Origin of the sequence: Paenibacillus sp. MAHUQ-63 (genome assembly GCF_028765165.1) — a bacterium.
In the GTDB taxonomy this organism is placed as follows: Bacteria; Bacillota; Bacilli; order Paenibacillales; family NBRC-103111; genus Paenibacillus_E.
On sequence record NZ_JARADB010000003.1, the window covers coordinates 1445483 to 1472322 of the forward strand.

Annotated in this window: 25 protein-coding genes; 5 read left to right on the forward strand and 20 right to left on the reverse strand. The window is 51.8% G+C overall.

Features of this window, described 5'->3' with window-relative positions; translation table 11 throughout:
• Nucleotides 1–5 precede the first annotated feature (5 nt).
• From ruvX to cymR, 8 genes are all read right to left on the reverse strand, one after another.
• On the reverse strand, nt 6–422 hold the full coding sequence (gene ruvX, locus PUT07_RS22165; RefSeq protein ID WP_274470634.1) for a Holliday junction resolvase RuvX: 417 nt from the start codon (nt 420–422) through the stop codon (nt 6–8).
• An 18-nt stretch (nt 423–440) separates the two neighbouring features.
• Nucleotides 441–701, reverse strand: a complete 261-nt coding sequence (locus PUT07_RS22170) for an IreB family regulatory phosphoprotein (RefSeq protein ID WP_028555746.1) — start codon at nt 699–701, stop codon at nt 441–443.
• Between the two features lie 113 nt (nt 702–814).
• Nucleotides 815–3442, reverse strand: a complete 2628-nt coding sequence (gene alaS / locus PUT07_RS22175) for an alanine--tRNA ligase (RefSeq protein WP_274470635.1) — start codon at nt 3440–3442, stop codon at nt 815–817.
• A gap of 794 nt (nt 3443–4236) precedes the next feature.
• Complete coding sequence (locus PUT07_RS22180; protein WP_274470637.1) at nt 4237–5307, reverse strand: AI-2E family transporter; 1071 nt, start codon at nt 5305–5307, stop codon at nt 4237–4239.
• A 152-nt stretch (nt 5308–5459) separates the two neighbouring features.
• Nucleotides 5460–5660: a hypothetical protein gene (locus PUT07_RS22185; RefSeq protein ID WP_238169887.1), complete on the reverse strand. Its 201-nt coding sequence runs from the start codon at nt 5658–5660 to the stop codon at nt 5460–5462.
• 10 nt (nt 5661–5670) lie between these two features.
• Nucleotides 5671–6192, reverse strand: a complete 522-nt coding sequence (locus PUT07_RS22190) for a PRC-barrel domain-containing protein (RefSeq protein WP_274470638.1) — start codon at nt 6190–6192, stop codon at nt 5671–5673.
• 28 nt (nt 6193–6220) lie between these two features.
• A complete protein-coding gene (locus PUT07_RS22195) occupies nt 6221–7369 on the reverse strand; it encodes a cysteine desulfurase family protein (RefSeq protein ID WP_274470640.1) in 1149 nt (382 codons plus the stop codon).
• Between the two features lie 8 nt (nt 7370–7377).
• Nucleotides 7378–7797, reverse strand: coding sequence for a cysteine metabolism transcriptional regulator CymR (cymR, locus tag PUT07_RS22200; protein ID WP_274470641.1), 420 nt, complete (start codon nt 7795–7797; stop codon nt 7378–7380).
• A gap of 312 nt (nt 7798–8109) precedes the next feature.
• Between cymR and mnmA the strand changes: the two genes are divergently transcribed.
• From mnmA to PUT07_RS22215, 3 genes are all read left to right on the forward strand, one after another.
• A complete protein-coding gene (mnmA, locus tag PUT07_RS22205; RefSeq protein WP_274470642.1) occupies nt 8110–9198 on the forward strand; it encodes a tRNA 2-thiouridine(34) synthase MnmA in 1089 nt (362 codons plus the stop codon).
• A 30-nt stretch (nt 9199–9228) separates the two neighbouring features.
• On the forward strand, nt 9229–9921 hold the full coding sequence (locus PUT07_RS22210; protein WP_274470643.1) for an AlkZ-related protein: 693 nt from the start codon (nt 9229–9231) through the stop codon (nt 9919–9921).
• A gap of 132 nt (nt 9922–10053) precedes the next feature.
• Nucleotides 10054–10434 carry a DUF3889 domain-containing protein gene (locus tag PUT07_RS22215; RefSeq protein ID WP_274470644.1) on the forward strand — a complete coding sequence of 127 codons (381 nt, stop codon included), beginning with the start codon at nt 10054–10056 and terminating at the stop codon, nt 10432–10434.
• On the opposite strand, the gene PUT07_RS22220 is transcribed toward PUT07_RS22215, so the two are convergent.
• The 6 genes from PUT07_RS22220 to PUT07_RS22245 all read right to left on the reverse strand — a co-directional run bounded on the left by PUT07_RS22220 (nt 10429) and on the right by PUT07_RS22245 (nt 17338).
• Entirely contained in the window at nt 10429–11748 is a 1320-nt protein-coding gene (locus tag PUT07_RS22220) for a replication-associated recombination protein A (RefSeq protein ID WP_274470645.1), read from the reverse strand. The genes PUT07_RS22215 and PUT07_RS22220 overlap by 6 nt on opposite strands.
• Nucleotides 11749–12522: 774 nt before the next feature.
• Nucleotides 12523–12744 (reverse strand): hypothetical protein, encoded by a 222-nt coding sequence (locus tag PUT07_RS22225; RefSeq protein ID WP_274470647.1) that lies wholly within the window; start codon nt 12742–12744, stop codon nt 12523–12525.
• Between the two features lie 2 nt (nt 12745–12746).
• Entirely contained in the window at nt 12747–13499 is a 753-nt protein-coding gene (locus PUT07_RS22230; protein WP_274470648.1) for a tRNA threonylcarbamoyladenosine dehydratase, read from the reverse strand.
• A gap of 26 nt (nt 13500–13525) precedes the next feature.
• Nucleotides 13526–15304 (reverse strand): aspartate--tRNA ligase, encoded by a 1779-nt coding sequence (gene aspS, locus PUT07_RS22235; protein WP_274470649.1) that lies wholly within the window; start codon nt 15302–15304, stop codon nt 13526–13528.
• A gap of 36 nt (nt 15305–15340) precedes the next feature.
• Entirely contained in the window at nt 15341–16606 is a 1266-nt protein-coding gene (hisS, locus tag PUT07_RS22240; RefSeq protein ID WP_274470650.1) for a histidine--tRNA ligase, read from the reverse strand.
• Between the two features lie 426 nt (nt 16607–17032).
• On the reverse strand, nt 17033–17338 hold the full coding sequence (locus tag PUT07_RS22245; RefSeq protein ID WP_274470651.1) for a winged helix-turn-helix transcriptional regulator: 306 nt from the start codon (nt 17336–17338) through the stop codon (nt 17033–17035).
• Nucleotides 17339–17460: 122 nt separating this feature from the next.
• Here PUT07_RS22245 and PUT07_RS22250 point away from each other — a divergent pair, with 122 nt between their 5' ends.
• The gene (locus tag PUT07_RS22250; RefSeq protein ID WP_274470652.1) at nt 17461–17856 is read left to right on the forward strand and encodes a DoxX family protein; all 396 of its coding nucleotides are present in this window, start codon (nt 17461–17463) and stop codon (nt 17854–17856) included.
• A gap of 285 nt (nt 17857–18141) precedes the next feature.
• Nucleotides 18142–18450 (forward strand): hypothetical protein, encoded by a 309-nt coding sequence (locus PUT07_RS22255; RefSeq protein WP_274470653.1) that lies wholly within the window; start codon nt 18142–18144, stop codon nt 18448–18450.
• Between the two features lie 101 nt (nt 18451–18551).
• Here PUT07_RS22255 and PUT07_RS22260 read toward each other — a convergent pair whose 3' ends face one another.
• The 6 genes from PUT07_RS22260 to recJ form a co-directional block, all read right to left on the reverse strand.
• Nucleotides 18552–20498: an FAD-dependent oxidoreductase gene (locus tag PUT07_RS22260; RefSeq protein WP_274470655.1), complete on the reverse strand. Its 1947-nt coding sequence runs from the start codon at nt 20496–20498 to the stop codon at nt 18552–18554.
• A 197-nt stretch (nt 20499–20695) separates the two neighbouring features.
• Complete coding sequence (locus tag PUT07_RS22265; protein WP_274470656.1) at nt 20696–20869, reverse strand: hypothetical protein; 174 nt, start codon at nt 20867–20869, stop codon at nt 20696–20698.
• A gap of 83 nt (nt 20870–20952) precedes the next feature.
• A complete protein-coding gene (dtd, locus tag PUT07_RS22270; protein ID WP_274470657.1) occupies nt 20953–21393 on the reverse strand; it encodes a D-aminoacyl-tRNA deacylase in 441 nt (146 codons plus the stop codon).
• Nucleotides 21394–21434: 41 nt separating this feature from the next.
• Nucleotides 21435–23618 (reverse strand): RelA/SpoT family protein, encoded by a 2184-nt coding sequence (locus PUT07_RS22275; RefSeq protein WP_274470659.1) that lies wholly within the window; start codon nt 23616–23618, stop codon nt 21435–21437.
• 259 nt (nt 23619–23877) lie between these two features.
• Complete coding sequence (locus PUT07_RS22280) at nt 23878–24390, reverse strand: adenine phosphoribosyltransferase (RefSeq protein WP_274470660.1); 513 nt, start codon at nt 24388–24390, stop codon at nt 23878–23880.
• The gene (gene recJ, locus PUT07_RS22285) at nt 24387–26837 is read right to left on the reverse strand and encodes a single-stranded-DNA-specific exonuclease RecJ (RefSeq protein WP_274470661.1); all 2451 of its coding nucleotides are present in this window, start codon (nt 26835–26837) and stop codon (nt 24387–24389) included. The genes PUT07_RS22280 and recJ overlap by 4 nt, the downstream gene beginning before the upstream one ends.
• Nucleotides 26838–26840 lie beyond the last annotated feature (3 nt).

Here is a 26840-nt window from a genome sequence, read left to right on the forward strand (position 1 = left end):
TCCATTCACCTCTTCATATTGGCATCCATGTACCCCTGCAGGATGATTTGCGCCGCCATTTTATCGATGACAGCCTTCCGTTTCTTACGGCTCACATCCGCTTCAAGCAGAGTGCGAGTGGCTGCTACGGTTGTCAAACGCTCATCCCACAAATGTACCGGTACACTTAGTTTTTGTTCTAATTCTTTCGAGAAAGCAATGGCCAGCTCGCCTCGAGGACCAATCGTGTTGTTCATATTCTTGGGTAGACCTACAACGATCTTGGATACATCGTACTGCTTGACGATGGCCTCCAGCCGCTCAATGTCTTCCCCAGGCTTACGCCGGTGTATGACTTCAAGCGCTTGGGCCGTCCAGCCCAATTCGTCGCTTATCGCTACACCGATCGTTTTATCCCCATAATCCAAGCCAATCCATCTCATGCCGGTACCCATTTCCTTCTATTTGTGTTGACCCAGGTAAGCGCGAACCAATTCCTCGATCAGCTCGTCGCGTTCCCGTTTGCGAATGAGGCTCCGCGCATTATTATGCCGTGGAATATAAGCAGGATCTCCGGAAAGCAAGTACCCGACAATCTGGTTAATCGGATTATACCCTTTTTCCTGAAGAGCATCGTACACCGCCAGTAGCACATCTTTGGGGGAAGTTTCGATTTCTTCTGCTTTCACGTTGAACTTCATCGTTTTATCCATGGAACTCATCAGGAGCACCTCACTTTCCTTGTGAAACCATTTGTAAAAAATTTGAAAATTGTTCGTGTATACTGGTTTATATTCTCTATGGGTTTAAAAATTCCTGTCCCACAAAAAAATAATTATGCAAATTGGGAAAGAAGTCCTTCTACACCGGACAATGCCGCTTGCAATTTGGAAGGATCTTTGCCGCCTGCTTGCGCCATATCCGGACGGCCTCCGCCGCTTCCGCCTACGGCAGCCGCCACTTCTTTGATGATCTTGCCGGCATGGAAGCCCTTAGCCACAAGATCCGGGGTAACCGCTGCAACCAGGTTCACTTTATCGTCAGCAACTGCGCCAAGCACGATAACGGCTGAGCCCAGCTTCACTTTCATCTCATCGACGATATTGCGAAGGGAGTCCATATCCGCCGCACTCACTTGAGCGGCTAGTACCGATACGCCGGCAGCTTGCTTCACCTGATCGGCCAGCGAACCCGCTTCGATGCGGTCTAGCTTGCCGCGCAGCGACTCGTTCTCACGCGACAACTCTTTAATTTGCGACAGCGCCGCTTCCACCCGTTTCGGCACATCCTGGATGTTCGACTTCAACAAGCCGGCCGATTCCTTCAGCAGTTGCAGCTGCTGGTCCAAATACTCGTACGCGCTGCGGCCGGATACCGCTTCGATCCGGCGTACGCCTGATCCGATACCGGATTCGCTGACGATTTTGAACAGACCGATCTGCCCTGTGTTCTGAACGTGGCAGCCGCCGCAAAGCTCCAAGCTATAATCGCCGACTTGTACAACACGAACGATATCGCCGTATTTCTCGCCGAACAGCGCCATGGCGCCCATCGCTTTCGCTTCCGCGATCGGTTTCAAGGAAATGTCCACATTCGTGTTATTCCAAATTTGACGGTTGACACGCTGCTCCACATCCTGCAATTCTTCGGCGCTGATGCTTCCGAAGTGCGAGAAGTCGAAGCGCAGCCGGTCCGGTTCGACAAGAGACCCTGCCTGGTTAACGTGAGTGCCGAGCACTTCCTTCAGCGCTTTGTGCAGCAGATGCGTCGCCGTGTGGTTCTTGATAATATCTCCGCGCTCCGCACTCGAAACGATTGCTTCTACGGTATCCCCTTTGCGGAGCACGCCGGACTCGACGACTACCTTATGAACATGCTGACCGTGAGGAGCTTTGATCACGTCTTCCACTTTCAGCGTCACTTGCTTGTTCTTGATCGTTCCGAAGTCGCTCACCTGACCGCCGCTCTCCGCATAGAAAGGTGTGCGGTCAAGAATCACTTGGCAGGTCTCGCCGACGCCGACAATGTCCACAAGCTCGTTCTCATGAACGATCGCTTCGATTTTAGCAGTAACTACCAATTCATTATAACCAACAAATTCGCTTTTAACCGTCAATTCGGACAGCGGGCCGCCCTGTACCTTCATCCCGCCTTCTTTCTGGCTGGCTGCGCGAGCACGGTCGCGCTGCTCCTGCATCGCCGCATCGAAGCCTTCGCGGTCAACGCTCAAGCCTTGCTCGGAAGCGAAATCCTCTGTCAGGTCGAACGGGAAGCCGTACGTGTCGTACAATTTGAAAGCGTCAGGTCCGCTGATTTGATTCAAGCCTGCTTGACGCGTCTTCTCCACCATTTCACCAAGAATAACCAATCCGTCGCTCAGCGTTTCGTGGAATCGCTCTTCTTCCGTACGAATCACCTTCTCGATGAATTCGCGTTTGTCCACAACTTCCGTGTAGTACACGCCCATGATTTCGCCGACGGTAGCGACCAGTTTATACAGGAACGGTTTGTCTTGGCCAAGCACCTTGCCGTAGCGTACGGCACGGCGCAGCAGACGGCGGATGACATAGCCGCGGCCTTCGTTGGAAGGCAGGACGCCATCGCCTACGGAGAAAGCAACCGTACGGATGTGATCGGCAATCACTTTGAACGCTACATCGTGTTCGTCATTCGTATGGTAGGTTACGCCGGTAAGCTCACTAGTTTTGTCAATGATCGGTTTGAACAGGTCCGTATCGAAGTTGGAATCCACGTCCTGCAGAATGGAAGCAAAGCGCTCCAAGCCTGCGCCCGTATCGATGTTTTTGTTCGGAAGCGGCGTGTAGCTGCCGTCCTTATTGTGGTTGAACTGTGTGAATACGAGGTTCCATACTTCCAAGAAACGCTCGTTCTCCCCGCCGGGCCAGCACTCCGGATCGGAAAGATCGCCGTATTTGTCCCCGCGGTCATAAAAGATTTCCGTACACGGACCGCAAGGGCCTTCCCCGATGTCCCAGAAATTGTCTTCTTTGAGCTTGTAAATACGCTCTTCCGGGATGCCGATCTGCTTATTCCATATCTCAAAAGCTTCTTCGTCGTCTTCATGCACAGTGACCGAAATCCGGTTCGGATCGAATCCGATCCACTGCGGGTCCGTCAGGAACTCCCATGCCCATGGAATAACTTCTTTCTTGAAATAATCACCGATGGAGAAGTTACCTAACATTTCGAAGAACGTATGGTGACGGCGCGTTTTGCCGACGTTCTCGATATCGTTGGTCCGAATACATTTCTGAGCGTTCGTAATCCGCGGATTCTCCGGGATTTCACGTCCATCCAAATAAGGCTTCAGAGGCGCAATCCCCGCATTAATCCAGAGCAGCGACGGATCGTTATGAGGGACGAGCGAGGAGCTCGGCTCTACCTTATGCCCCTTACTTGCGAAGAACTGCAACCATTTGGAACGAATTTCACTTGCTTTCATCTCTCTCAAGCCTCCAAGTTTCCTTATTAATGTTTGATTAACAAACAAAAAACGCCCCTGCTTGAACAGGGACGAATCATCGCGGTACCACCCTGGTTATCGCATTCGCCTCCGCGCAGCTTAAGCAGCGGAAACAAAGCAATCTCCTTGTGCGGATCTGTAACGGGTCCAACCGGTGGAGTTCATCCACACTCCGAAATCAGCGTTCAGCCATCCTAGCACCGAGAGGTCCTCTCAGCCGGAACGAGGAGCTGCTGCTCACCCGAATCGGAACCTCATCTCTGACAGTGGACTATGGCTTACTTCAATTTCATCAACGATTTCTGAAATAGATCTAGATAAGGCAAATTATAACTATATGCCGCAGCGGTGTCAATATTCACAACTGTCATGGAACCATTGCCGATGGGGAAACGTAAGAACATTACATTCTTCTACCGAAGGGCGGGAATCGGGCATGGATGTCTCCACGCTTACATTGTTAGGACTGATTGCTCCCGTTTTCGTACTAATTATCTATATCATGACCAAAACGCTCATTAAGAAAGAGATCCCGGTTTAAAAACCTAGTTGACAATCGTTCTCAGTCAGAGTATACTAAACTCATTGATAATGATTTTCATTATCGTATGTCGCTTAAAGCGAACCTTGTATACTTACTCCGTAGCCCACTCGATGGTTTACGTATGCCACACCCTTTAATATCCTCAACCCTCGTACAGAACCCCTGTAACCATGATCCCGCAAGTCATGGCTTACAGGGGTTTTGTGCGTCTTCCAGCTGCTTCGTCAGGTCACGTAGGCTGCTTATGAACATAATGCAGGAAGATATGCTGAATAATGACTTTCATGACGGCGAAGAAAGGCACGGCTAAGATCAAACCGACGATCCCCGCGACTTCTCCTCCCACCAGCAAGGCGAATATGATCACAAGCGGGTGCATATGCAGCTTTCTGCCGACAACCTGCGGTGAAATCACATTGCCCTCGAGAATTTGCACGGTCATGTTGACGAGCGCCACGAACAGCACCATTCTGAGCGAAATGGTTGAAGCCATAATAATCGCGGGCGCTGCCCCGAAGAACGGTCCCAGGTATGGGATAATGTTGAAGATCGCCACTACGCTGGCCAACAGCAGCGGGTACGGCATATCAATCAGCCAGTACCCCAAATAGGCCAGCCCGCCGATAATGACACAGACCAACAGTTGACCGCGGATATAATTGCCGAGCGCCGTATCGATGTCAAGGAGCAGCTTGACCGTTCTCTTCCGGTGCTCCTTCGGTACGATCGCCAGAGCTGTTTTCTCGATAATTTGAAAATCCTTGAGAATATAGAACGCAACGAACGGCACGATGAACGCCACGAACAGCATGGAGATCGTTGCGCCGATCTGATTCATATAGTTGGAGATCGCCATCGAAATACTGTTTTCCAGCTTCGTCAAGGAATTGTTGAACCCCGTACGGACACTATCCGGCAGCAGCTTATTTTGATTAAAACCGTCTACAAGCGACTGCGCCTTCACCGCCATCTGCGGCATGTGTTCATTTAACTCCGCAATTTGCGTCATGAACATCGGTGTCATATTCATAATGATGACTGTGAGCGATGAAATAAAGACGCTGTAAATAAGCAGCACCGCAATCGTCCTGGGAACCTTCCGTTGGTTCAACATATTGACGACCGGATTCAAAATGTACGAAATAATCACGGCGATGAAGAATGGCATCAGGATGGCTTTCAAGAACGTAAACAAGCTCAGCAGAATCGGCTTGATTTGCAGCAGCATATACAGGCAGGCCAGAGCAAGCAGCAAATAAATGAGCCCAACAAACCAGCGGTTTCTCCAAAAACGTTCCACCTGTGTTCACCTCGGTCATTCAAATAATGTTAATGCCCATACAGTATATGTACATGCTGGTCAAATTAACCTCGGTGGCGATGAAAACGGCAAAAAACGTTACCTCTCCGGCACGGCCGCGCTGGAAAAGTAACGTTTTTGGTGTATTATGGTTAATTGGCGTGTTCTTGGACCAGAGGCATTTCTTCTTCAAAAAACAAATCATCCAGAGAACTTAGCGTACCGTCTTCCTCTACTTGGTAGACGGACATCTTCTCTCCGTTCACGCTGAGTTCGATAAAGCAACCCCAGCAGTAAAATTGGTGGGAACCGATTTTTCCAATGTCTTTGGAATTACAGTTTGGACAACGCATCTTGCTCACCCTATTCTTCTTTGGATACGAAGAGTTCTTCAACTTCCTGAGCGCAATGTACGGGCACGATGATGGCATCGTCTCCCTTCGTCGCCGTCTCCGGCATCGGGAGCCATCTTCGCCCTTCTTTTAAATCAGAAATAAACCCTTCGGACAATTCATAACCTACTATTTGTTTACCCCAATCCTGGGTTAAATAAACATCTTCTACCATGCCTAATTTGTCTCCACCGACTGTGACGACAGGAAGTCCCTTGATTCGCCGGCTTCCTTCCAGAAGAGCATGACACTCTCTCGTATGCTCGAATTCGATAATGACATGTTCGTTCGGTATGGTAACGGCATCTTCTCCGGCAGCAACGACGCCATCCCACGGTACATACCGTAAGGAGGAAAACCACATCTTCGCTTCCAGGATGATCCCTCGTATATTCCACTCAGGGTCAATCAGCAAATCTTTAACTTGACCTATCTGCTTGCCGGATTCTACCGTCAGAACGGGAAGTCCGATCAAATCGTGCGCTTTGCGCAAGGTGTTTTCCCCCTAGAACCACCCGGTACTAATTAGTACGCAGCCGTTTGACAATGGTTGCAATTTTCTGGGCAGCTGTTTCAATTTGATCTTTAGAATTCCCCATTCCAAAGCTAAATCGAACGGCTGAGGAGGTAACATTTTCTGGCAGTTTCATCGCTTGCAGCACATGGGATACTTCCAGCGAGCCTGACGTACAAGCCGAGCCGCTTGCCGCGGCCACGTCCTCCAGATCAAGATTCATCAGCATCGTTTCGGTCGAGACGCCCGGGAAGCTGATATTCACAATGTGCGGAACGCGCTGCTCCGGATGCCCGTTGATGACGAAAGCCTCGCGGCCCAATTGCTGCTCCAGGGAGGCAATCAAGCTGCGGTTAAGTTTCGCGGCTTGCTCATAGAAGCTGTCCGTCATTGGCAGTATCCGCTCTACAGCCTTGGCGAAGCCGGCTATTGCCGCCACATTCTCTGTTCCCGCCCGGCGCTTGCGCTCCTGCGAGCCGCCATAGACATGCGGGACAAGCTTGGTGTTCTTGGACACGTATAAAGCGCCAATTCCGTTAGGTCCGTATATTTTGTGAGCCGATAAGCTTAGCATATCGACGGGAAGATCATGCAGATGAATGGGCAGCTTACCTAACGCCTGCACGGCATCTACATGGAAGGGGATATTCCGGCTGCGGGCCAGACGCCCGATCTGTTCAATCGGCTGAATGGTGCCGACCTCATTATTCACATACATGATGGAGATTAGAGCCGTGTCGGGACGAATAGCGGACTCAACATCTTCCATTTGAATAAGACCAGTCGGACCTACTGGCAGGTAAGTCACCTCATAACCGAGGCTCTCCAACCGTTCGCATGGATGCAGAACAGCGTGATGCTCAATGGATGAAGTGATGATGTGCTTCTTGCCTTCTCCACCTGCCTGGATGATCCCGAAGATGGCCATGTTATTGCTCTCCGTTCCACCGCTCGTGAAGATGAGCTCGGCAGGCAGACAGCCCAAGGACTTCGCCATCGCGTCACGAAACCTGTTAAGTGCTGTTCTTGTCGCTCTGCCGAAGCTATGGGTGCTGGAAGGATTGCCAAAATACGTTGTATAGTAAGGAAGCATCGCTTCCATGACTTCGGGATGCACCGGCGTCGTTGCCGCGTGATCAAGATAAATTGGATTCATAATCACCTTTAGATATAGAACATGTAGTTATCGTGCTTGCCTTGATCCTCGAAGGAGATCAAGTTCGCGAGCGTTGTTGAATCCAGCACTTCCGCAATGCTGTCGCGAATCCGGATCCAGAGATCACGCTTGGCCGGATCGTCTTCTTCCGTGAAATCGACCGGAGAGATCGGCCCTTCCAGAACGCGAATCACTTCGCCTGCTGTTACTTGATCGGCGGATTTCGAAAGGATATACCCGCCGTACGCTCCGCGAATACTCTTGACCAATCCCGCGTTACGCAATGGTGCGACCAGCTGTTCCAGATAGTGCTCGGACAGTTGATGCTTTTCCGCAATGCTTTTGAGTGAAGTAGGACCTTCACCGACTCGATTGGCCAGCTCCATCATAATAGTTAAACCATAGCGGCCTTTTGTGGAAATTTTCAAAAATTACACCTCATTTAATAACATATATGCCATCCAAGGGGCTAATTGATATGACGAAAAATTATGACGCTTACCAATGGCTATGCCCGCATTAAGACTAAGGCTCGTCCCTGTCTTGGTAAACAGCGTTTCCATTTTTAGCAAAAACATTCCTAAACATCCGTATATCATATACATGGTATCATAGATTCCTTCTTCTGTGGGGGAAAACAATGACATTCTCATGAAATATTTTAATTTTCAAGGGTTGAGATGTATAATAGTTTGTGTTTACAAAAATGTCTTACAAGATGGAAAAGAGGAACAGGAGCGATGAACAAGAAAACACGCGTTATTCTCGGCATGTCCGGGGGTGTCGACTCGTCCGTAGCCGCTTTGCTGCTGAAGGAGCAGGGCTATGAAGTGATCGGCATTTTCATGAAAAATTGGGACGATACCGACGAATTTGGCCATTGCACAGCCGAAGAAGATGCAGAGGATGTCCGCAGAGTGTGCGACCAGCTCGGCATCCCTTTCTATACAGTGAATTTCGAGAAACAATATTACGACAAGGTATTCGCCTACTTCTTGGACGAGTATACCAAAGGCCGTACGCCGAATCCGGATGTGATGTGCAACCGGGAAATCAAATTCGGGGAGCTTCTCCAGAAGGTCTTGGACCTGGGCGGCGATTATATTGCGACAGGCCACTATGCGCAGGTGAAAGAAGAGAATGGGGAGTACAAGCTTCTTCGGGGCAACGATCCCGGTAAGGATCAGACGTATTTCCTGAATGTACTGACACAGCATCAGCTGTCCAAGGCGATGTTCCCGATCGGCCATCTGCCGAAGCCAGAAGTCCGCAAGATTGCCGAGGCCGCTGGTCTCGCGACAGCCAAGAAGAAAGACAGCACCGGCATCTGCTTTATCGGCGAACGGGACTTCAAAGAATTCCTCAGCCAGTATTTACCCGCCAAACCTGGCAACATGGTCGATATTCGCAACGGCGATATCAAAGGCCGCCATGACGGCCTCATGTACTATACGCTCGGCCAAAGACAAGGGCTTGGCATCGGCGGTTCCGGCTCAGGCGAGCCATGGTTTGTCGTCGACAAAAATTTGGAAACGAACGAGCTGCTCGTCGTTCAAGGCGAACAGTATCCCGGCCTCTACTCCAAGGGATTAACGGCCACCGACGTGAACTGGATTTCACCTGTTAAGCCGCAAGGGGCCTTCACCTGTACGGCCAAATTCCGTTACCGCCAGCCCGATCAAGGCGTGACGCTTACATTTGCAGAGAACGGAACCGTGGAAGTCGTTTTCGATTCGCCGCAGAAGGCCGTTACTCCCGGACAAGCCGTCGTGTTCTATGACGGGGACGTTTGCTTGGGCGGCGGCGTCATTGATCAAGTTCACAAATAAGCACAAGGAACGCGAGGAAGGATGATTGCAATGCCCAAAGTGAATGAAGTCGCGCTGCGCGCTAACACTTACGAGGATGTGAAAGCTATCGTGAAAGAGGTTGGCATTCTGCCTCTCTCCTCTTTCATCCCCGATCATCCCTCTCTTGAATCCGTAACGACGCACGATCAGTGGCACACCGGACTCGAGACGGATCCTTGGCTATGGCGGGATCGGCTGCCAGGCGACGGACTTGCCGCTTACGGAAGGTTCTTCGCGAAGAAGCCTTTGTTGATTTCGGCCGACCTCTTTCCACTGGTCAAGAACCTGCTGGAAGACCCGTACTCCGTTGAAGAACGGTATGAGGACGGGCAGCTTCCCAAGTCGGCCGTCCAACTGTTCCAAGCCGTAGAAGCGAACGAAGGCATCGATGTTAAGGAACTGCGGGCTGTGACCGGCATGAAGGCTAAGGAGTCCAAAGCCGAATTCGACCGGGCGCTCATTGAACTGCAAAGCACAACGGATCTTGTTATTGCGGGAATCAGCGAGCGATTGAATGCCAACGGAACCAAAAACGGCTGGAATAGCACTTGCTACATGACGGCGCTGCATTGGATGGAGCTTCACCGTTTGAAGCCGAATACGGAGCCAACGCCGGAGGCAAGAAGCCGGTTCAGAGCTTATGTGCAGGAACGATACAGTCAAGCCGCCGCTGCGTATTTAGGGAAGATATTCAAGTTATAAGGATGAAGCCTGTTCCAGGTTGGAGGAACAGGCTTTTTTATTTGAGTCCTGCGATGTGGCCAAATTTACCGTTAGCCCCGCCGTATGTCGCCAACTTACAGAGCGAACCCTATTGGCGAAAGGTGTGAGCGAATGAGTACACTCTCAACCGTATTTCTCCTTATCGGGCTAGGCTGCTGCGATGCTTCACAGGCTCAGCCAGGCATGCTGACAGGCCCCCAGCAAACCATAGCCATTCATGCCGCCAACTACCAAGAACCCGATCCCTCTTATGCCAAATGGAGCCGTCTTGCTTTCAGGGAAGCCGGCAAAGTATATACCCTGCTCGATTACAAGTACATGGGCCATTCCCATGTTGCGGCTGGCGTGGATCAACAGCAGTTCCGATTCTGGGTCAGACATCAAGGCAAGGAATTTCCGCTGATTGTTTCGATTCGGTATAACCCTGTTACAGAGAAGCTTTACAGCATTGATATGGAACAAGAAAAAAGAGGGAACCTGCCGATCCTATAGATCCGCAGGCTTCCCTCTTCTTTTGAGCTGGTTCTGCCGCATTTTCTCTTCCGTTCCTTGTTCGCTGGCGGCGAAGATGATTTCATGCTTGATTTCATCCGGCAAATACTGCTGCTGAACGAAGTGGCCGGGGTAATCATGCGGATACATATATCCTTTGTGCCCGAGCTTCTCGGCACCTTTGTAATGGGTATCCCGCAGATGAAGCGGCACATCGGCGGATCTCACACGCTCCATCAGCTGCTCCGCGCGGGAAATCGCGATCGGGATGGAATTCGACTTCGGACTTTCTACGGCGAACAAAATTGCCTGGGAAATGATGTACTTCGATTCCGGCCAGCCAATCTTATGATAAGCGTCCATGGCTGTCACGGACTGGATCATCGCCTGAGGGTTCGCCAGGCCGATGTCTTCGCTGCAGCAGACGATCAGGCGCCGCAGGAACGTCATGGGATCCATGCCGAGCTTCTCGACGGCATAGAAGAACCAGAACAGCGCGGCGTCGCTGGAGCCGCGTAAGCTCTTGTGGAAAGCGGACAAGACGTCGTATTGCGTCGACTCGTCCGCTTTCACGATCGGGCGGCGGATCGACTCCTCCGCCACCTCGAGCGTGATCCGAACCGTGCCGTCCGGTTCGGGGGAAGTCGTCAGCGCTGCCAGCTCCAGCGCGTTCAGGGAGCGGCGGATGTCGCCGACGGCCATCCGCGCGATGTGCTCCAGCGCCTCCTCGTCCACTTGGAGGCGCATGAAGCCGAGCCCCTTGACGGGGTCGGCGATGGCTCTGCGCATGGCGATCAGCGCATGCTCCGCCGTGAGGGGTTCGAGCTGAAACAGCGTCGAGCGAGACAGCAGAGCCCCGTTCACATGGTGGAACGGGTTCTCTGTGGTCGCCCCGATGAAGATGAGGATGCCCTGCTCCACGGCAGGCAGCAGCGCATCCTGCCGCGAGGTGTTGAAGCGGTGCACCTCGTCAAGGAACAAGATCGTCTTGCGGCCGTACATCGCTTTGTTGTTTTTGGCCAGCTCGATGATCTCGCGCACGTCTTTGACCGAAGCATCGACCGCATTCAGCTTCATGAACTCGCCTTGCGTGCGGTTCGCGATGATGCCGGCTAAGGTCGTTTTGCCGGTCCCCGGCGGGCCGTAGAGCAGAATCGAGCTGACTTGATCGGCTTCGATGGCTCTGCGCAGCAGCTTGCCTTTGCCGACAATCTGCTCCTGGCCGATATATTCGTCCAGCGTTGTCGGGCGCATCCGGTCTGCCAGCAGCTTGCCGGCCGGTTCTTGTGATGCGGCATATGTAAACAGGTCCATGTTGACTATCCTTTGCTTTGTAATGAAGTAATGATCGAACTTGTACCATTATAACCTGCGGGAGCTGAGCCTGTCATGTCTTACGTAGGGTCAAACCGCTTATTGCGGGGCGTGCAGGTACTGATGCGTGTCGGAAAAGTAGCTTACTGGTAATAGATTAGCGTGCAGCTATTGTGTGAGTATTAGGGTGATTGGATTGTGTAGGGTGCTATGGGGAGTAGCTATAGTGTTTCTTGCGGGAGCTGCCTTTGGCGATTAGCGTGTTTCTTGTGGGGAGCTGATAGGTTAGTGTAACTCGTAAGGCATGAGTAGATCGGTGCGACAAAGTGTTTGAGCTGACCAGAGCCGCCTTCTAACGGACACACAAGACGCTATTTTGCGTTTCTAGCCCTATTGGAAATCTAACGGACAGGAGAGCCGCTATTCGGCTGTTTTTGGAGGTTTTAGGGGCATTTTAGGCCAAATAACGGCTTCCCAGTCCGTTAGAATTTAGATTAGCCCTAAAACAGGGAAATAGCGTCCCCTGTGTCCGTTAGAACCCGTGCTCGCCCGCCTGCTTGCCACACTGCCACTCCGCCATTCTGCCATTCTACCATTCTACCATTCCCTCATTCCGCCATTCTGCCATTCACCATTCTGTCCTCCCTCATTCTGCCACTCTGCCATTCACCATTCTGTCCTCCCTCATTCTGCCACTCCGTCACTCTACCATTCCGCATTCTAGCCCCCCGCATTCTGCCACCCCTGCCCTCCGCCGTTCCTTCGTTCTGTCAGTCATCTGTCTTCCTGTCTTCCTGTCTTCCTGTCTTCCTGTCTTCCTATCTTCCTGTCTTCCTGTCTTCCTATCTTCCTGTCTTTCTGTTTCTGCTTTCCTGCCTTCCTGCCTTCCTGCCTTCCTGTCTTCCTGTCTTCCTGCCTCCCTGCCCCGCCCGCATAAAGCAAAAAAAAAAAACGGATGCCCAAGGGCATCCGCTCAGGGCATCCGTTCATCTTCAAACCTACTTCTTCAAGCCGCTCTCCAGCAAATCCTTCACAGCTTCGCTCACCATAATGAGTCCGGCTACTGGAGGAACGAACGCATTGCTCGCCGGAGGCTGCTTCGCTTTGCGAATCTCCGGGGCATTCGCCGGCACGATTTGCTGCGTGACGTCCTCACGCGGCTTCATCGGCTCCTCGGTCGAGAATACGACCTTAACGCCTTTCTTGATGCCCTCTTTGCGCAGCTTCTGCCGCACCACGCGGGCGATCGGGTCCATGCTCGTTTTGGAAATATCCGCAACTTTGAACTGCGAGGGGTCCATCTTGTTGGCGGCTCCCATGCTGGAGATGATCGGAATCTTCCGCTCCAAGCATTGTTTGATCAGATGAATTTTGTACGAAATCGTATCGCTCGCATCAAGCACATAATCGATATGATGCGCGAATACTTCCTCATACGTCTCCTCCGTATAAAACATCCGCAGCGAGATGACGTCGCATTCCGGATTAATCAGCTTGATGCGGTCGCGCATCAAATCCGCTTTCGGCTGACCGACCGTCGTCATCAGCGCATGAATCTGGCGGTTGATATTCGTGATATCAACCACGTCTTTATCGATCAGAATCAAGCGGCCGACACCGGTCCGCGCCAGCGCTTCGGCAGCGATGGAGCCGACACCGCCGATACCGAGTACCGCGACGGTGCTGTTCTTCATCACTTCCAGGCCCTCAGGGCCGATGGCAAGTTCTGTCCGAGAAAATTGATGAAGCATGGTAACACTTCCTCTTAATATGGTTCTTAGGCTTTGGCAGGCTGCTTAAGCGCTAAGCGAATCGACAGCTGCTCGAGCTGCTTGTCGTCGACAGTTCCCGGCGCATCCATCAGCAGGTCTGTCGCGCTCGCCGTTTTCGGGAATGCGATCGTTTCTCTCAAGTTGTTGCGGCCTGTAATCAGCATGACCAAACGGTCGAAACCGAAAGCGAAACCGCCGTGCGGAGGCGTTCCATATTCGAACGCTTCCAGCAAGAAGCCGAATTTCTCCCATGCTTCCTCATTGGAGAAGCCAAGCGCTGCGAACATTTTCTCTTGAACCTCACGCTTATAAATACGCATCGAACCGCCGCCCACTTCGTACCCGTTCAAGACAAGGTCGTAAGCTTGAGCGCGGATTTGGCCCGGATCCGTATCGAAGAGATGAATGTCCTCTTCGTTCGGACGCGTGAACGGATGGTGTTCCGCTACATAGCGTTTGGCTTCTTCGTCGTATCCAAGCAGCGGGAAATCAACAACCCATGCGTATTTGAATTGCGTATCGTCGATCAAACCGAGGTCGCGGCCGATTTTCAAACGCAGGTTACCGAGTACGTCCGCTACAACTTTCTTCTTGTCTGCGGAGAAGAGCAGCAAGTCGCCTTCCTCAGCGCCCAGACGCTCTGTCAAAGCGGCAATCTCCGCTTCGCTGAAAAATTTCACGATCGGCCCTTTGAACTCGCCGTCTTTCACTTGAATCCACGCCAAGCCTTTGGCCCCGTAACGCGCCGCGAATGGCAGCAGGTCGTCGATCTCTTTACGGCTCCAAGTACCGCAGCCTTTGGCGTTCAGCGCCTTCACTTGGCCCCCGCCTTTGACTACATTCGCAAATACTTGAACGCCGGAAGCTTCAACGATATCCGACACATCTTGAAGCTCCAGTCCGAAACGCAGGTCCGGCTTGTCGGAGCCGTACTTCGCCATAGCATCGGCATGCGTGATGCGTTGGAAAGGACGAGGAATTTCCACTTGCGCAGTTTCTCTCATCAAGTTAACGACAAGCTCCTCCAGAATGTCCAGAAGCTGATCCTGGGACAGGAAGGAAGTCTCGATGTCGACTTGTGTAAATTCCGGTTGGCGGTCTGCGCGAAGATCCTCATCACGGAAACAGCGTGCGATTTGGTAGTAGCGTTCAAGACCACTCACCATTAACAGCTGCTTGAAAATTTGCGGAGACTGCGGCAGCGCGAAAAACTCGCCTGGATGCACACGGCTCGGCACCAAGTAATCGCGTGCGCCTTCCGGCGTGCTTTTCGTCAAAATCGGCGTTTCGACTTCAATGAATCCTTGATCGTCCAAGAAATTACGGAACACTTTGGACGCTTTGGAGCGCAGCATCAACGTTTTTTGCATTTCCGGACGGCGCAGGTCCAGATAACGGTATTTCAAACGAACGGCCTCATCCACTTCAACACCGTCTTCAATGAAGAACGGAGGCGTTTTGGCAGCGTTCATGATTTCAATTTCAGTTACTTGCACTTCGATTTCGCCTGTAGGAATGTTTTTGTTCACTGTTTCCAGATCGCGTTCTACAACTTTCCCTTTCACGGCGAGCACATATTCATTGCGTGCACGGTCGGCAATCGCCAGTGCATCTCCAGAGAAATCAGGGTTAAAAACAATTTGGACAAGTCCGCTGCGGTCGCGAAGATCGATGAATAGAACGCCCCCTAGGTCGCGTCTTCTTTGCACCCACCCGTTTAGTGTTACAGTCTGTCCTACTTGGGCTTTCGTCAGCTGCCCGCAATGATGTGTTTTGAGCATCATAATAGTATTGCCTCCTCATAAGTAGTTATACAACATTTATTCGAATAGTGTTTTTGCGGCATTCGAGCCCAGGTCCACTAAACTCACCGTAACTTGCGAACCGGTTTCCATCTGCTTCAGCGTAATTTCGCCGCGAGCCAATTCATCGTCCCCGAGAATCGCCACATATTTCGCTTGGAGACGGTCCGCGGATTTCATTTGCGCCTTCATTTTGCGGCCTTGGTAATCTTTCTCCGCCTTAAGCCCTTGGATACGCAGCTGCTGCAGCAGCTTCGTCACTTCTTTCTCCGCCGCAGCGCCAAGTCCAATCAAGTAAACATCCAGCGGCTCCGGCTTCGGAATTTCCACGCCCTGCGCTTGGAGCACGAGAAGAATGCGCTCAAGGCCCAAGCCTAAGCCGACACCCGGTTGATCGGTCCCATGGCCGCCGATTTGTTCCACGAGGCCGTTGTAGCGTCCGCCTCCGCCAATCGTATCGATGGCGCCAATGCCGGCGGCTTTGTACTCAAACGCGGTGTGCGTGTAATAATCAAGACCGCGAACGAGACGGGGATTCACCCGGTATGGAATTTCCATTGCAGACAAATGTTCTTTCACTTGAGCGAAGTGTGTGGAACATTCTTCATCCAGGTAATCCAGAATCTCAGGTGCGCCTTCGCCGTACTTTTGATCGATTTTGCAATCAAGAATACGCATAGGGTTTCTGTCGTAACGGGACTGGCAGTCCTTGCAAAGCTTATCTTTCACCGGTGCGAAAAACTCCTGCAATTTCTCGCGGTAAACCGTTCTTACCGAAGGCGTACCGACGGAATTAATTTCGACCGTGACGTCTTTGAGACCGATTTCTTTATAGAACGTATAACCAAGAGCGATCACTTCGGCGTCCATGCTGGGATCGACGGATCCGAAAGCTTCGATGCCGAACTGGTGGAATTGGCGATATCTTCCGGCCTGCGGCTGCTCATAGCGGAACATCGGACCTACGTAATACAGCTTGGTAACATCCGGTACCCCGTAGAGCTTATTCTCGACATAAGCCCGCACGACACCTGCCGTACCTTCAGGACGCAACGAAATGCTGCGGTCTCCCTTATCCATGAAGGTATACATTTCTTTCTCCACGATGTCGGTCGTTTCGCCAACCCCTCTTGAAAACAGTTCCGTGCTTTCGAAGATCGGTGTCCGAATTTCTTTGTAATTAAATCTTTGACACAAGTCTCTCGCTTTGTTCTCCAGGTACTGCCACTTCTCGACTTCACCGGGCAGAAGGTCCTGTGTGCCTTTCGGCTTCTGAATGCTCATGTGTTCAACCTCCCTTTATCTCATCAATAACAAAAAAATCCCCCGCCCCTGACATTCGCCAGGGACGAGAGATTTGATTAACAAATTCACCCGTGGTACCACCCACATTCAGCCAATTATGCGCTCCTGCTCACAGCATGGAGGGACACAATCTGCACTTTACGGTTAACGCCCGCGAAACGCATTGCCGCTACTAGACCGATCGACGGAAGCCGATCTGCCGTTCCCAGCAAGTCCTCGGGGAGGTCTTTTCGTTCGCTCATCATTGGAAGCTCGCAGCCTGGACTTCCTTCTCTGATAATGTGGGGGCGACATACTTTATCCCTTCAACGGATCACAAAGGTATTGAATTATTGTTTATTGTAAACATTGCCAGAAGCAAAGTCAAGCATTATGCGCCTATTCGACAATTGTCTCTTGATTCATTTAATGAGAATCCGCCCATTTTTGCAACTCGTCCATCACGGGCTTAAGACCTCTTCCTTTGGCAGTCAGTTCATATTCGATACGAACCGGGGTTTCCGGGTACACATGTCGGACAATGATCTCTGCAGCCTCGAGTTCCTTGAATCTCTCTGAAAGCATCCGGTCGCTCATGCTCGGGATCAGAACGGAAATGTCTTTAAACCGCTTCGGGCCGGTCATCAAGACATGAACGATAAGTCCTGTCCATCGTTTTCCCAGAAGTTCAAAAGCATTCTCGAATTTAGGGCACAGTTGATAGTGTTCCATATAAATCATCTCCTTATAAACAATTTTAACATAGTCGCTTGACAAAAGTAAGTATTGCGTAATAATATACTAACATAAAGTAAGTAATTAAATAAAATTTATTTTAAGAGGAGTTGTTAGTGATGGCTTTAGGTCTTCTTATTATTCGTTTGGTGTTAGGTTTAACATTTGCGGCGCACGGTACGCAGAAAGTATTTGGTTGGTTCGGGGGCTACGGTCCCAAGGGCACGGGCGGCTTCTTCGAATCGATCGGCATTAAGCCCGGTGTGACGATGGCCGTTCTTGCGGGACTCGCGGAAATTGCCGGTGGCTTGCTCTTCGCCGCAGGCCTTTGGACACCGCTCGGCGCTGCCCTTATTATACTTACTATGCTGGTCGCGATCGTGAAGGTACACGGCAAAAGCTATTGGGCTTCTTCCAACGGTTATGAGTACAATTTGCTCTTGATCGCCGTTGCCCTTGGCGTAGCGCTGATTGGTGCCGGTGACTACTCCCTGGACGCTCTAATGTCAAAATAAATCGATAACCGCCGCTGATTAGCGGCGGTTTTGCTATGCAAAGAAAATAGCCTGCAGCACGTGGCGGCAGGCCTCTAGACAATATATAAATTAAAGGGGGTCGACTTTTATTATATCCCTGCTTGATTAAAGGCATATGAAAAAATGATTACAATTTCATTACAGCGATACTCCTGAATTTTCAAGCATTTTCATTTGTTTCCCCCCGTATATTCGAATTTCTCGCAACATATACATGTACAACAAGGCAAATGGCCTTGAATTTATCATCAGGAGGCTGTAACAATGACAACACAAAACGAGTTTCAAGAAGAACGGCAAGATCTAGTGGTGCTCTTCTCCGAGGAGTCCGAAGCCGAAGCCGAAGATGAAGTAGCCGACGAAGCAGCCGAAGAAGAGGCCATTGAGGATTCGGAAGCTGCTGAGGAAGCCGAAGAAGCAGAGGAAGAAGCGGAAGTCGAAGCGGAAGAAGAAGCGGATGCCGAAGAGGAAGTCGAAGCTGAGGAGGAAGCCGAAGCGGATAGTGAAGATTCTGCGGAAGAAGAAGCGGAAGAATCTGCTGAAGCCGAAGAGGATGCAGCCGAGGCAGACTGAATTTTGTAAGCGCAGTCATCAAAACTTCCACAAGCTTCGAAAAGCAAAAGAGCCTTACCGCCCATCCAATTGCGGCGTCATAAGGCTCTTATTTGTGTTCTCTAAGGCTTGCCCGTTAGACCAACCTTCAAATCTCTAATCATCATGTACGTATCTGCATTCGTTAACTTTTGTTTATCAGCAATCAGGTTCAGCGTTGCGTCTGTCAGCAGCTTGTTCGCCGCCAGCTTCGCTTGTGCATCTTTCGGCTCAGCCGCGATGCCCAATGCTTGTGTCATGGTAAAGGCCGCTTGCTCGAGTGACAATGGGAGCTTGTCCGAATTGTCCATCTTCGCAATCGCCTGCGACACGTCGCCTTTGAAAGCATCCGGTTTCATTTTGCGGGCTCCGCTCACAAGATTCACCATGCGCTTCGGATTCGCCGCGTCGTCCAAACGGAAATTGTTGTCGTACGCTCCTGATGCCAATCCGAGCATAAGCGCCGTCTTCAGCCCCTCATACGCTTTATGTTCCATAAACGGCTGAGGCTTAAGCGTAATCGGATGAATCTCCATCCCCTGCTTATTGAGCTGCTCCTGCAGCTTGGCGATCATGTCCTTCGAAGCCGACAGCTGACGGAACGTCATCTTCTCCTGCTTCGCAAACATGGCCGCGGCTCCAGCCGCTTCTCCTTCCGCCATGCCCGTAGGCATCACGCGCGCACTGCCATGCGGAAGCGTATCGTAGCTGGCCGCTCTGCCTACCACAAGCAATCCGTCTATGTTCTTAGGCACCAGACTGCGGAAAGGAACGGCGTATTGTTTCGGCTTGCAAACGACGGTACCGGAATCCGTCGGCGAAATCCGCTGAATATCAACCGGATAAGAGCCGAAGCCGATGCGGTCCCACTGGTCGGCATTCGTACACACGTCGACAATGTTAAGCCTGTATTCTCCCTGCATATGGCGCGTTTCTCTCACGTACAGCTCCGGCGCCGAGCCATCCAGCTCAAGGCTTGCAAACTCGGGGAATGTCTTCTGCATGTAAGCCAAAATGCTAGGCAGCTCTTTTTTGCCGATATCAAAAGCTTCTTGCACCGATTTCGGGTCAAAAGCGTCTACGCCAAAAATTTGCAAAGCGTTGATGAGGACCGTATTGTCATTCTGTCGCCCCATATTGAAGCCCCGCATCTTGGCCCGCTCCTTGTTCACTGGCGGGTATTTGCTCATCTCCCCGTAGCCGAACACGCTAACTTCATTCACACCAGTATCGGGATTATTATCGCCGTTCAAGCGGGTAGCCATCAGGTTCCACACCTCAGGCGTCACGTTCTTCAGTCGGAAGGCCAGCGTTACGGCCATCTTGGAATTCGGGTCGCCAATGTCCTCGTGACCGATCGTAAACGGTACGCCGGCCGCCGCGGCGAAATCACCGTCCTGTGTCGCATCGATCACAGACCCGGCTTTGACGACTTGCGTGCTGCCGTTCTCAAGCGTGATCGTTGCGCCGTGTACATTCTTCTTATCTTCGGAGAGCAGAGGCTCGATCTTTTTCGTTTTGAGCAGCAGATCGATATTCGACTCATTTCTAACCAAATCATAGAAAGCATTGGCTGCCGTATTGACGTCGAAGGAATCACCTTCAATCTTGGCGTACCATTCGGAGAAAAAGCCTTTGTTAAACACATCGTCTTTCCCCAATAGATTCTTGTTCGGGCTATAATTCATATCGATCGAATTGATCCAGCCGAGTGTCATGAGCCCGCCGAGTATTTCCCGGTTGCGGCCGTCGACAAGCAAAGTGTTCAACCCGTTGCGAGCCGCAGAAACGGCTGCCGCAACCCCTTCAGGATCGGTACCGACGACGATAACGTCATACGCATCCTTCGCCTTTTTCACCGATTTCACTTCTTCAAGCTCCTGCTTTTCCTTGCTATGTCCGCTGCTTGTATGATGTTTGTATTGATAATACAGGGATGCTGCAGCAGCCAGCACCGCTAGCAGAATCAAGGTTCCCATCAACCAAAGCCAACCTTTGGAAGTGGCGTTGTTACGATTTCCATTAGCCATTAAAACCAAAGCACCCACCTTGTCTCCTGCTTGCGCGCCGCCTTCCCTCCAGAGGTTCGCTAAGCTTCGCCAGCAGTCGATAATTTTTTCAGCTCAAAATATCACTTGTTAGTTTATCACATTTTACCGGTATATAGAAATTTTGCCGGAAACAAATAAAGCCGCGCACTGCTTGGCAGCACGCGGGCTTTATGGATTTACCGGTACGATTTTTTCGGAATGCTTTTGAGCTTCTCCTGTTCGGAGGTGAATTCGGCGCTGATCTCCACGTCGGCGAGAGCCGGGGCTTGACTGATCCGCTCAGCGATCGTGGTGTGCAGCAGCTGCTGTACTGGTGCCGTCATGATCTGTTGCTTCATGGATTGACGCATCTGGATGCTCCTAACTGCAAGAATCTACAGTTACAGTATACCCAGCAGGCAAATGAATTAATCGAAAGGGCATAAGTGCCCGCTCATTTGCTGTCGATAATCAGAGTAACGGGACCCCAGTTCGTCAAAGAAACGTCCATCATCTCGCCAAAGGCTCCGGTCTCCACCACCAGGCCTTGCGCACGCAGCAGCTCATTGAATTGATCATACAGCGGCTGTGCCACTTCCGGTCTGGCCGCCGCCATGAAATTGGGACGCTTCCCTTTGCGGCAATCGCCATACAGCGTAAATTGCGACACGGACAAGATGTGCCCGCCTGTTTCCAATACGGACAAATTCATTTTGCCGGACTCATCTTCAAAAATACGAAGGCCAGCTACTTTATCGGCTGCATATTTGGCATCCTGTTCGGTATCTTCGTGCGTAATGCCGACCAGCAGCATTAAGCCCTCGCCAATCCGGCCGACGGTTTCACCGCTCACGGTGACTTCGGCGCGCTTGCACCGCTGAACAACAACTCTCATAAGCGTCCTGAATCTCCTTACACGCGCGTGCAGCGGTCAGCTTAGCTTTGCATGATGCGCTGCACGGAATATACGTCTTTCACACGTTTGATTTTCTCGACGACGGATTGCAGATGATCGATATTTTTGATCAGGATCGTCATATGAATCGTCGCCATTTTGTTTTTATCGGAACGGCCCGATACGGCCGAAATCATCGTTTTGCTTTCGGAAACGGCTTGGAGCACCTCGTTCAGGAAGCCTCGGCGGTCATGGCCCGTAATTTCAATTTCGACGTTGAAATTGGATTCCACCGCTTCCGCCCATTCGACCTCGATGACCCGTTCCTCCTCGCCCATGCTCGTCGGAATGTTCGTGCAATCCGAACGATGGACGGAGACGCCGCGACCTCTCGTAATGTAGCCGATAATGTAATCGCCAGGGACCGGATTGCAGCAGCGGGCGAAGCGCACCAGCAGGTTGTCGACGCCCTTCACCCGCACCCCGTTCGTCGGACGGCCCTTCCGCTCCGCAGCCGGCGACTTGACTTCCTTCACCTCGGTTGTAAGCTGCAGCACCTGCGCTTCTTCCGCTTCCCGGCGCAGCTTCTCCGTCAGCTTAGTGCATATCTGTGCGGCGGTAATGCCGCCGAAGCCGACAGCCGACAGCATATCTTCAATATCGTTGAAATTGTATTTCTTCGCCGCTTCGAGCAGCTTCTCATCGCTCATCAGCGTTGGCGGGTCAATGGCAAGCCGTTTGAGCTCGCGTTCGATCATGTCTTTGCCTTTCTCTACATTCTCCTCGCGCTTCTCTTTCTTGAACCACTGCTTAATTTTGCTGCGGGCATGCGAAGACTGGGCAATTTTGATCCAATCCTGGCTAGGTCCGTATGAATGCTTGGAAGTCAAGATCTCGATAATATCCCCGGTCTTCAGTTTATGATCCAATGGGACGATACGGGAGTTGACTTTAGCGCCAATCGTACGGTTGCCGACCTCGGTATGAATCCGGTAAGCGAAATCGAGCGGCACCGACCCGGCAGGAAGCTCGATGACTTCGCCTTTCGGCGTAAAGACGAAAACAAGGTCGGAGAAGAAATCCATCTTCATCGACTCCATGAATTCGGAGGCATCGCTTGTCTCTTGCTGCAGCTCCAAAATTTCGCGGAACCAGCTCATTTTGTCTTCGAAGGTGCCGGCTGGAACGATCGAGCCGCCTTCCTTATACGCCCAGTGTGCGGCGATACCGAACTCGGACGTTTTGTGCATTTCCCAAGTCCGAATCTGCACTTCCAGCGGCTCCCCCTTAGGACCTATAACCGTCGTATGGAGGGACTGGTACATATTCGGCTTGGGCATCGCGATATAATCCTTGAACCGTCCCGGCATGGGCTTCCACAATGTATGGATAATCCCCAGAGATGCGTAGCAGTCTTTGATACCGTCGACAATTACGCGCAGCGCCATGAGATCGTAAATCTCATTGAACTGCTTGCCGCGGGAGCTCATTTTCTTATAAATGCTATAGAGATGCTTAGGTCTTCCGGAGATATCCCCCTGAATGCCCATTTCTTCCAGCTTCTCCTTAATGGAGTGGATGACGTCCTCTATATACTGCTCGCGCTCGGTTCGCTTCTTCTGCATCAGGTTAACGATCCGGTAATACTGCTGCGGATTCAAATAACGAAGGGCGATATCCTCCATCTCCCACTTGATCGTGGAGATCCCGAGTCTGTGCGCAATCGGGCAGAAAATTTCCAGCGTTTCCTCCGCGATGCGGCGCTGGCTCTCTTCGGACTGGTACTTCAACGTACGCATATTGTGCAGACGGTCCGCTAATTTGATCAGAATGACGCGGATATCCTGCGCCATCGCGACGAACATTTTGCGGTAGTTCTCGTTCTGCTGTTCTTCTTTGGATTTGAACTTAATCCGCTCGAGCTTCGTCAAACCATCGACGAGCATCGCGCATGTTTTCCCGAATTTATCTAGTACAGTTTCTAATGAAACCGTTGTATCTTCAACGACATCATGCAGGAGTGCCGCAATGACCGAAGTGACGTCCATCTGCATGTTCACCAAAATATCTGCTACAGCGAGCGGATGCAGAATATAGGGCTCCCCCGATTTGCGCACTTGGCCATGATGGGCTTCATCCGCGAATTCATAGGCCTCCCGAATCCTCTGCAAATCATTCTCCTTCAGATAGGTGGCTGCCTTCTCCAACAGCTGCTCTATACCCATGCATCTACCCATTCCCTTTAAAGGTTGTATTTTTAAAAAAAGATCTATACTGATTTTTATTCATTATGCCTTCAAGGCAGGCTCCGCGTCAACTATTGGGCGTCAGACTTTCGACAAAAACCATCATTTCGCCATATAACCGCTTTCATTCTTTGCAAATATCTCGGTTCCATCTCCAAGATCACGGACAGCCATTATAAGAAAACGGGACTGTTCCCCGAGCCATATGCATGACTCTTGGGACAGCCCCCGCCAATTATTAATATTGAACTAAGGAAACGACGTCGATGCCATTGAATTTGTTGCGGCCTTCCAAATAGGACAACTCAATAAGGAACGCTGCTCCGACGATTTCCCCGCCAAGCTGGTTGATCAGATCGATGGAGGATTGAATCGTTCCGCCGGTTGCCAGCAGATCATCAGCAATCAGCACCTTTTGACCCGGTTTAATGGCATCTTTGTGCATCGCCAATTTGTCTTTGCCGTACTCCAGGGCATAGTCCACTTCGATCGTTTCGCCAGGCAATTTGCCGCTTTTGCGAATCGGAATAAAGCCCACGCCAAGCGCGTAAGCGAGCGGTGCGCCGATGACGAAGCCCCGTGCCTCGGGACCTGCAATCACATCGATCTGCTTCTCTTGGACCATGACTCTCAGCTGGTCGATCGCTTGTTTGTACACCTCGCCGTTTTGCAGCAAAGTCGTGATGTCCTTGAACCGGATGCCCGGTTGCGGGAAGTCGGGGATGACGCGAATGTAATCTTTGAAATTCATATGATTTCCTCCAATGTTTGGTTTACTGTATCTATATGTTCAGACATCCATTGCTCCAATTCCTTCGCGGATGAATACATAACGACGGATTCCACTTCCTGCCGCTGCATCCGGTGTTGGTACAAACGTGATGCCGTAAGATCTCTCTTGGCCGGAGACGGTTGAAGCTTAACTAAAGCCCCCTGCCTCTCGACAAATTCCAATTCTTCAAAGACGGATAATATAAAATGGATCATGGCTGGCGATAAACCGGACCGTCTGCTGAATGCGGCCAGCAGCCTTGCATCCTGCACATTGAGCTGCCCTTCTTTTTGCAAGGTGCCGTACATCATTTTAAACATATCCCGTGAAGGCAGCGTACTGCCGCTATCCGGTCCAAGCTCAGCGAATACGGGATAACAGCGCATCATGCTCTCAGCCTGCCGCAGAACGCTCTGCAAGCTAGCAAGGCTCCTAGGGAGTGTATACAGAACGACATCCTGCATACGGGCGAATTGCCATCTCCGCGCCGCTTCGTTCCCAGGCCGCAACGGCCCGCTGTCTTGAACGACCCAGTAAGGAATTGCGTCTCCGATTTGAAATGCCGTAGACGCATAAGCGCCTTCGTCCGCTTCGTCGAACAGTACGATCGCCGGCGGCGGCGGCTCGCTGCCGGCGGTGCCGGCGGCAAGCGCGCTCCGGAGCATATCCAGCTTCGCGCTGAGCTGTCCGGCTCCCCGCCAATCAAAGAGCTGCATATGCCTGATTCGCAGGTCCTGCATGACGATTTGCGGCTTGCGCACCCCGTTCCACTCGTTGATCGACAGCTCGCCGAGTACGTCGACCTTGGCCATCGGAGCGATGAATCCGGCCAGGCTTCCCTTGCCGAAGCCGACGGCTTCCACCGAGCAGCTGACCTCCTCCTTCGCTTGGGAGAGAGCGAGCTTCAAATGCTGCTTCTCCTTCCCCATGGTCCGGACTTCACTCAGCTGCAATTCCGTGAACATGAATCTAGGGGCTGGATTCCCCATACCGAATGGCGCCAGTTTATCCAGACCTTCGATACTCGCAATCGGCACCTCATGCAGGGAACAGACCGCATCGGCCTTCAGCAGCGGTATGTAATCATCCTCGGTTAATGCAGCCGCTGCCAGCTCATTCATTCTACGTGCGAAAGCGTCCAAATGTACGGCGCTCAGGCTCATCCCGGCAGCCGCTTGATGGCCGCCGTAGTGGTCCAGCCATTCTTCGCACGCCGTCAGCGCCTTATGCAGGTCGAAGCCGGCGATGGAGCGAGCCGAGCCCTTGGCCATTCCTGTTTGCGGATCTATGCTGAGAACCAAAGTCGGCCGATAGAATCGTTCCACGATTTTGGAAGCGACGATCCCGACAACACCGACGTTCCAACCTTCCTTCGCGACAACGATGACTTTATCGAGGCCCTTGGCCTGCTGCTCCTCAGCCAGTACGAATGCTTCCTTGACCATCTCTTCAACGATCAGCTGCCGTTCTTTATTCAACATATCCAATTCGAACGCAATTTGCTCCGCTTCCCGGTCATCCGAGGTCGTGAGCAGCTTCACTGCGATGTCCGCCGCTTCCAGCCGGCCGCTTGCGTTGATTCGCGGGGCAAGCGAGAAGCCGATGTGCCCGGCCGTAACTTCTTTGCGCTCAATGCCGGAAACGCCGATCAGCGAGCGAAAGCCTGCATACGCCGACTCCTGCATGCGCTGCAAACCCATCTTGACGATCAGCCTGTTCTCTCCGGTCAGCGGCATAAGATCGGCAACCGTCCCGAGTGCGGCGAATTCCAGCAGCTCTTCCGGCAGTCTATTCAGCAGCGCATGCGCCAGCTTGAGGGCTACGCCCACCCCTGCGAGATGCTTAAAGGGATACGGGCAGCCGGGCTTCTTGGGGTTAATGACCGCCAAAGCTTCCGGCAGCTGCTCAGGAGGTTCATGGTGATCCGTTACGATGACGTCGATCCCCAGCTCCTTGCAATAGGCAATTTCCTTTACGGCGCTTATGCCCGTGTCGACGGTAATCAACAGATCAACGCCTTGTTCTTTGGCCAAATCCATCGCCGGCCGGTTCAGACCATAGCCTTCGCGAATGCGGTGCGGGATATACGTATCGAACCGTGCGCCCAAGCCTCGGAGGAGATGATACATCAGCGAGGTGCTGCTTACGCCGTCTGCATCGTAATCTCCATACACCCGGATAAATTCATTGTTCTGCAGCGCTCGGCGAATGCGCTCCACAGCCGGGCGCATATCGTCAAGCAAATACGGATCGTGATAGTAGCGGATGCCGCCATGCATGAATTGCTCGGCCTCCGCCAAGGTGCGAATGTCTCGAAGAACAAGCAACCTGGCCACAAGCGGGTCGATCTGCAGCTCGCGCACGAAAGTTTCTATGAGCATCTCGTCGGCATTACCTATGCTCCATCTTGCCTTTGGTGCTAGCACGGG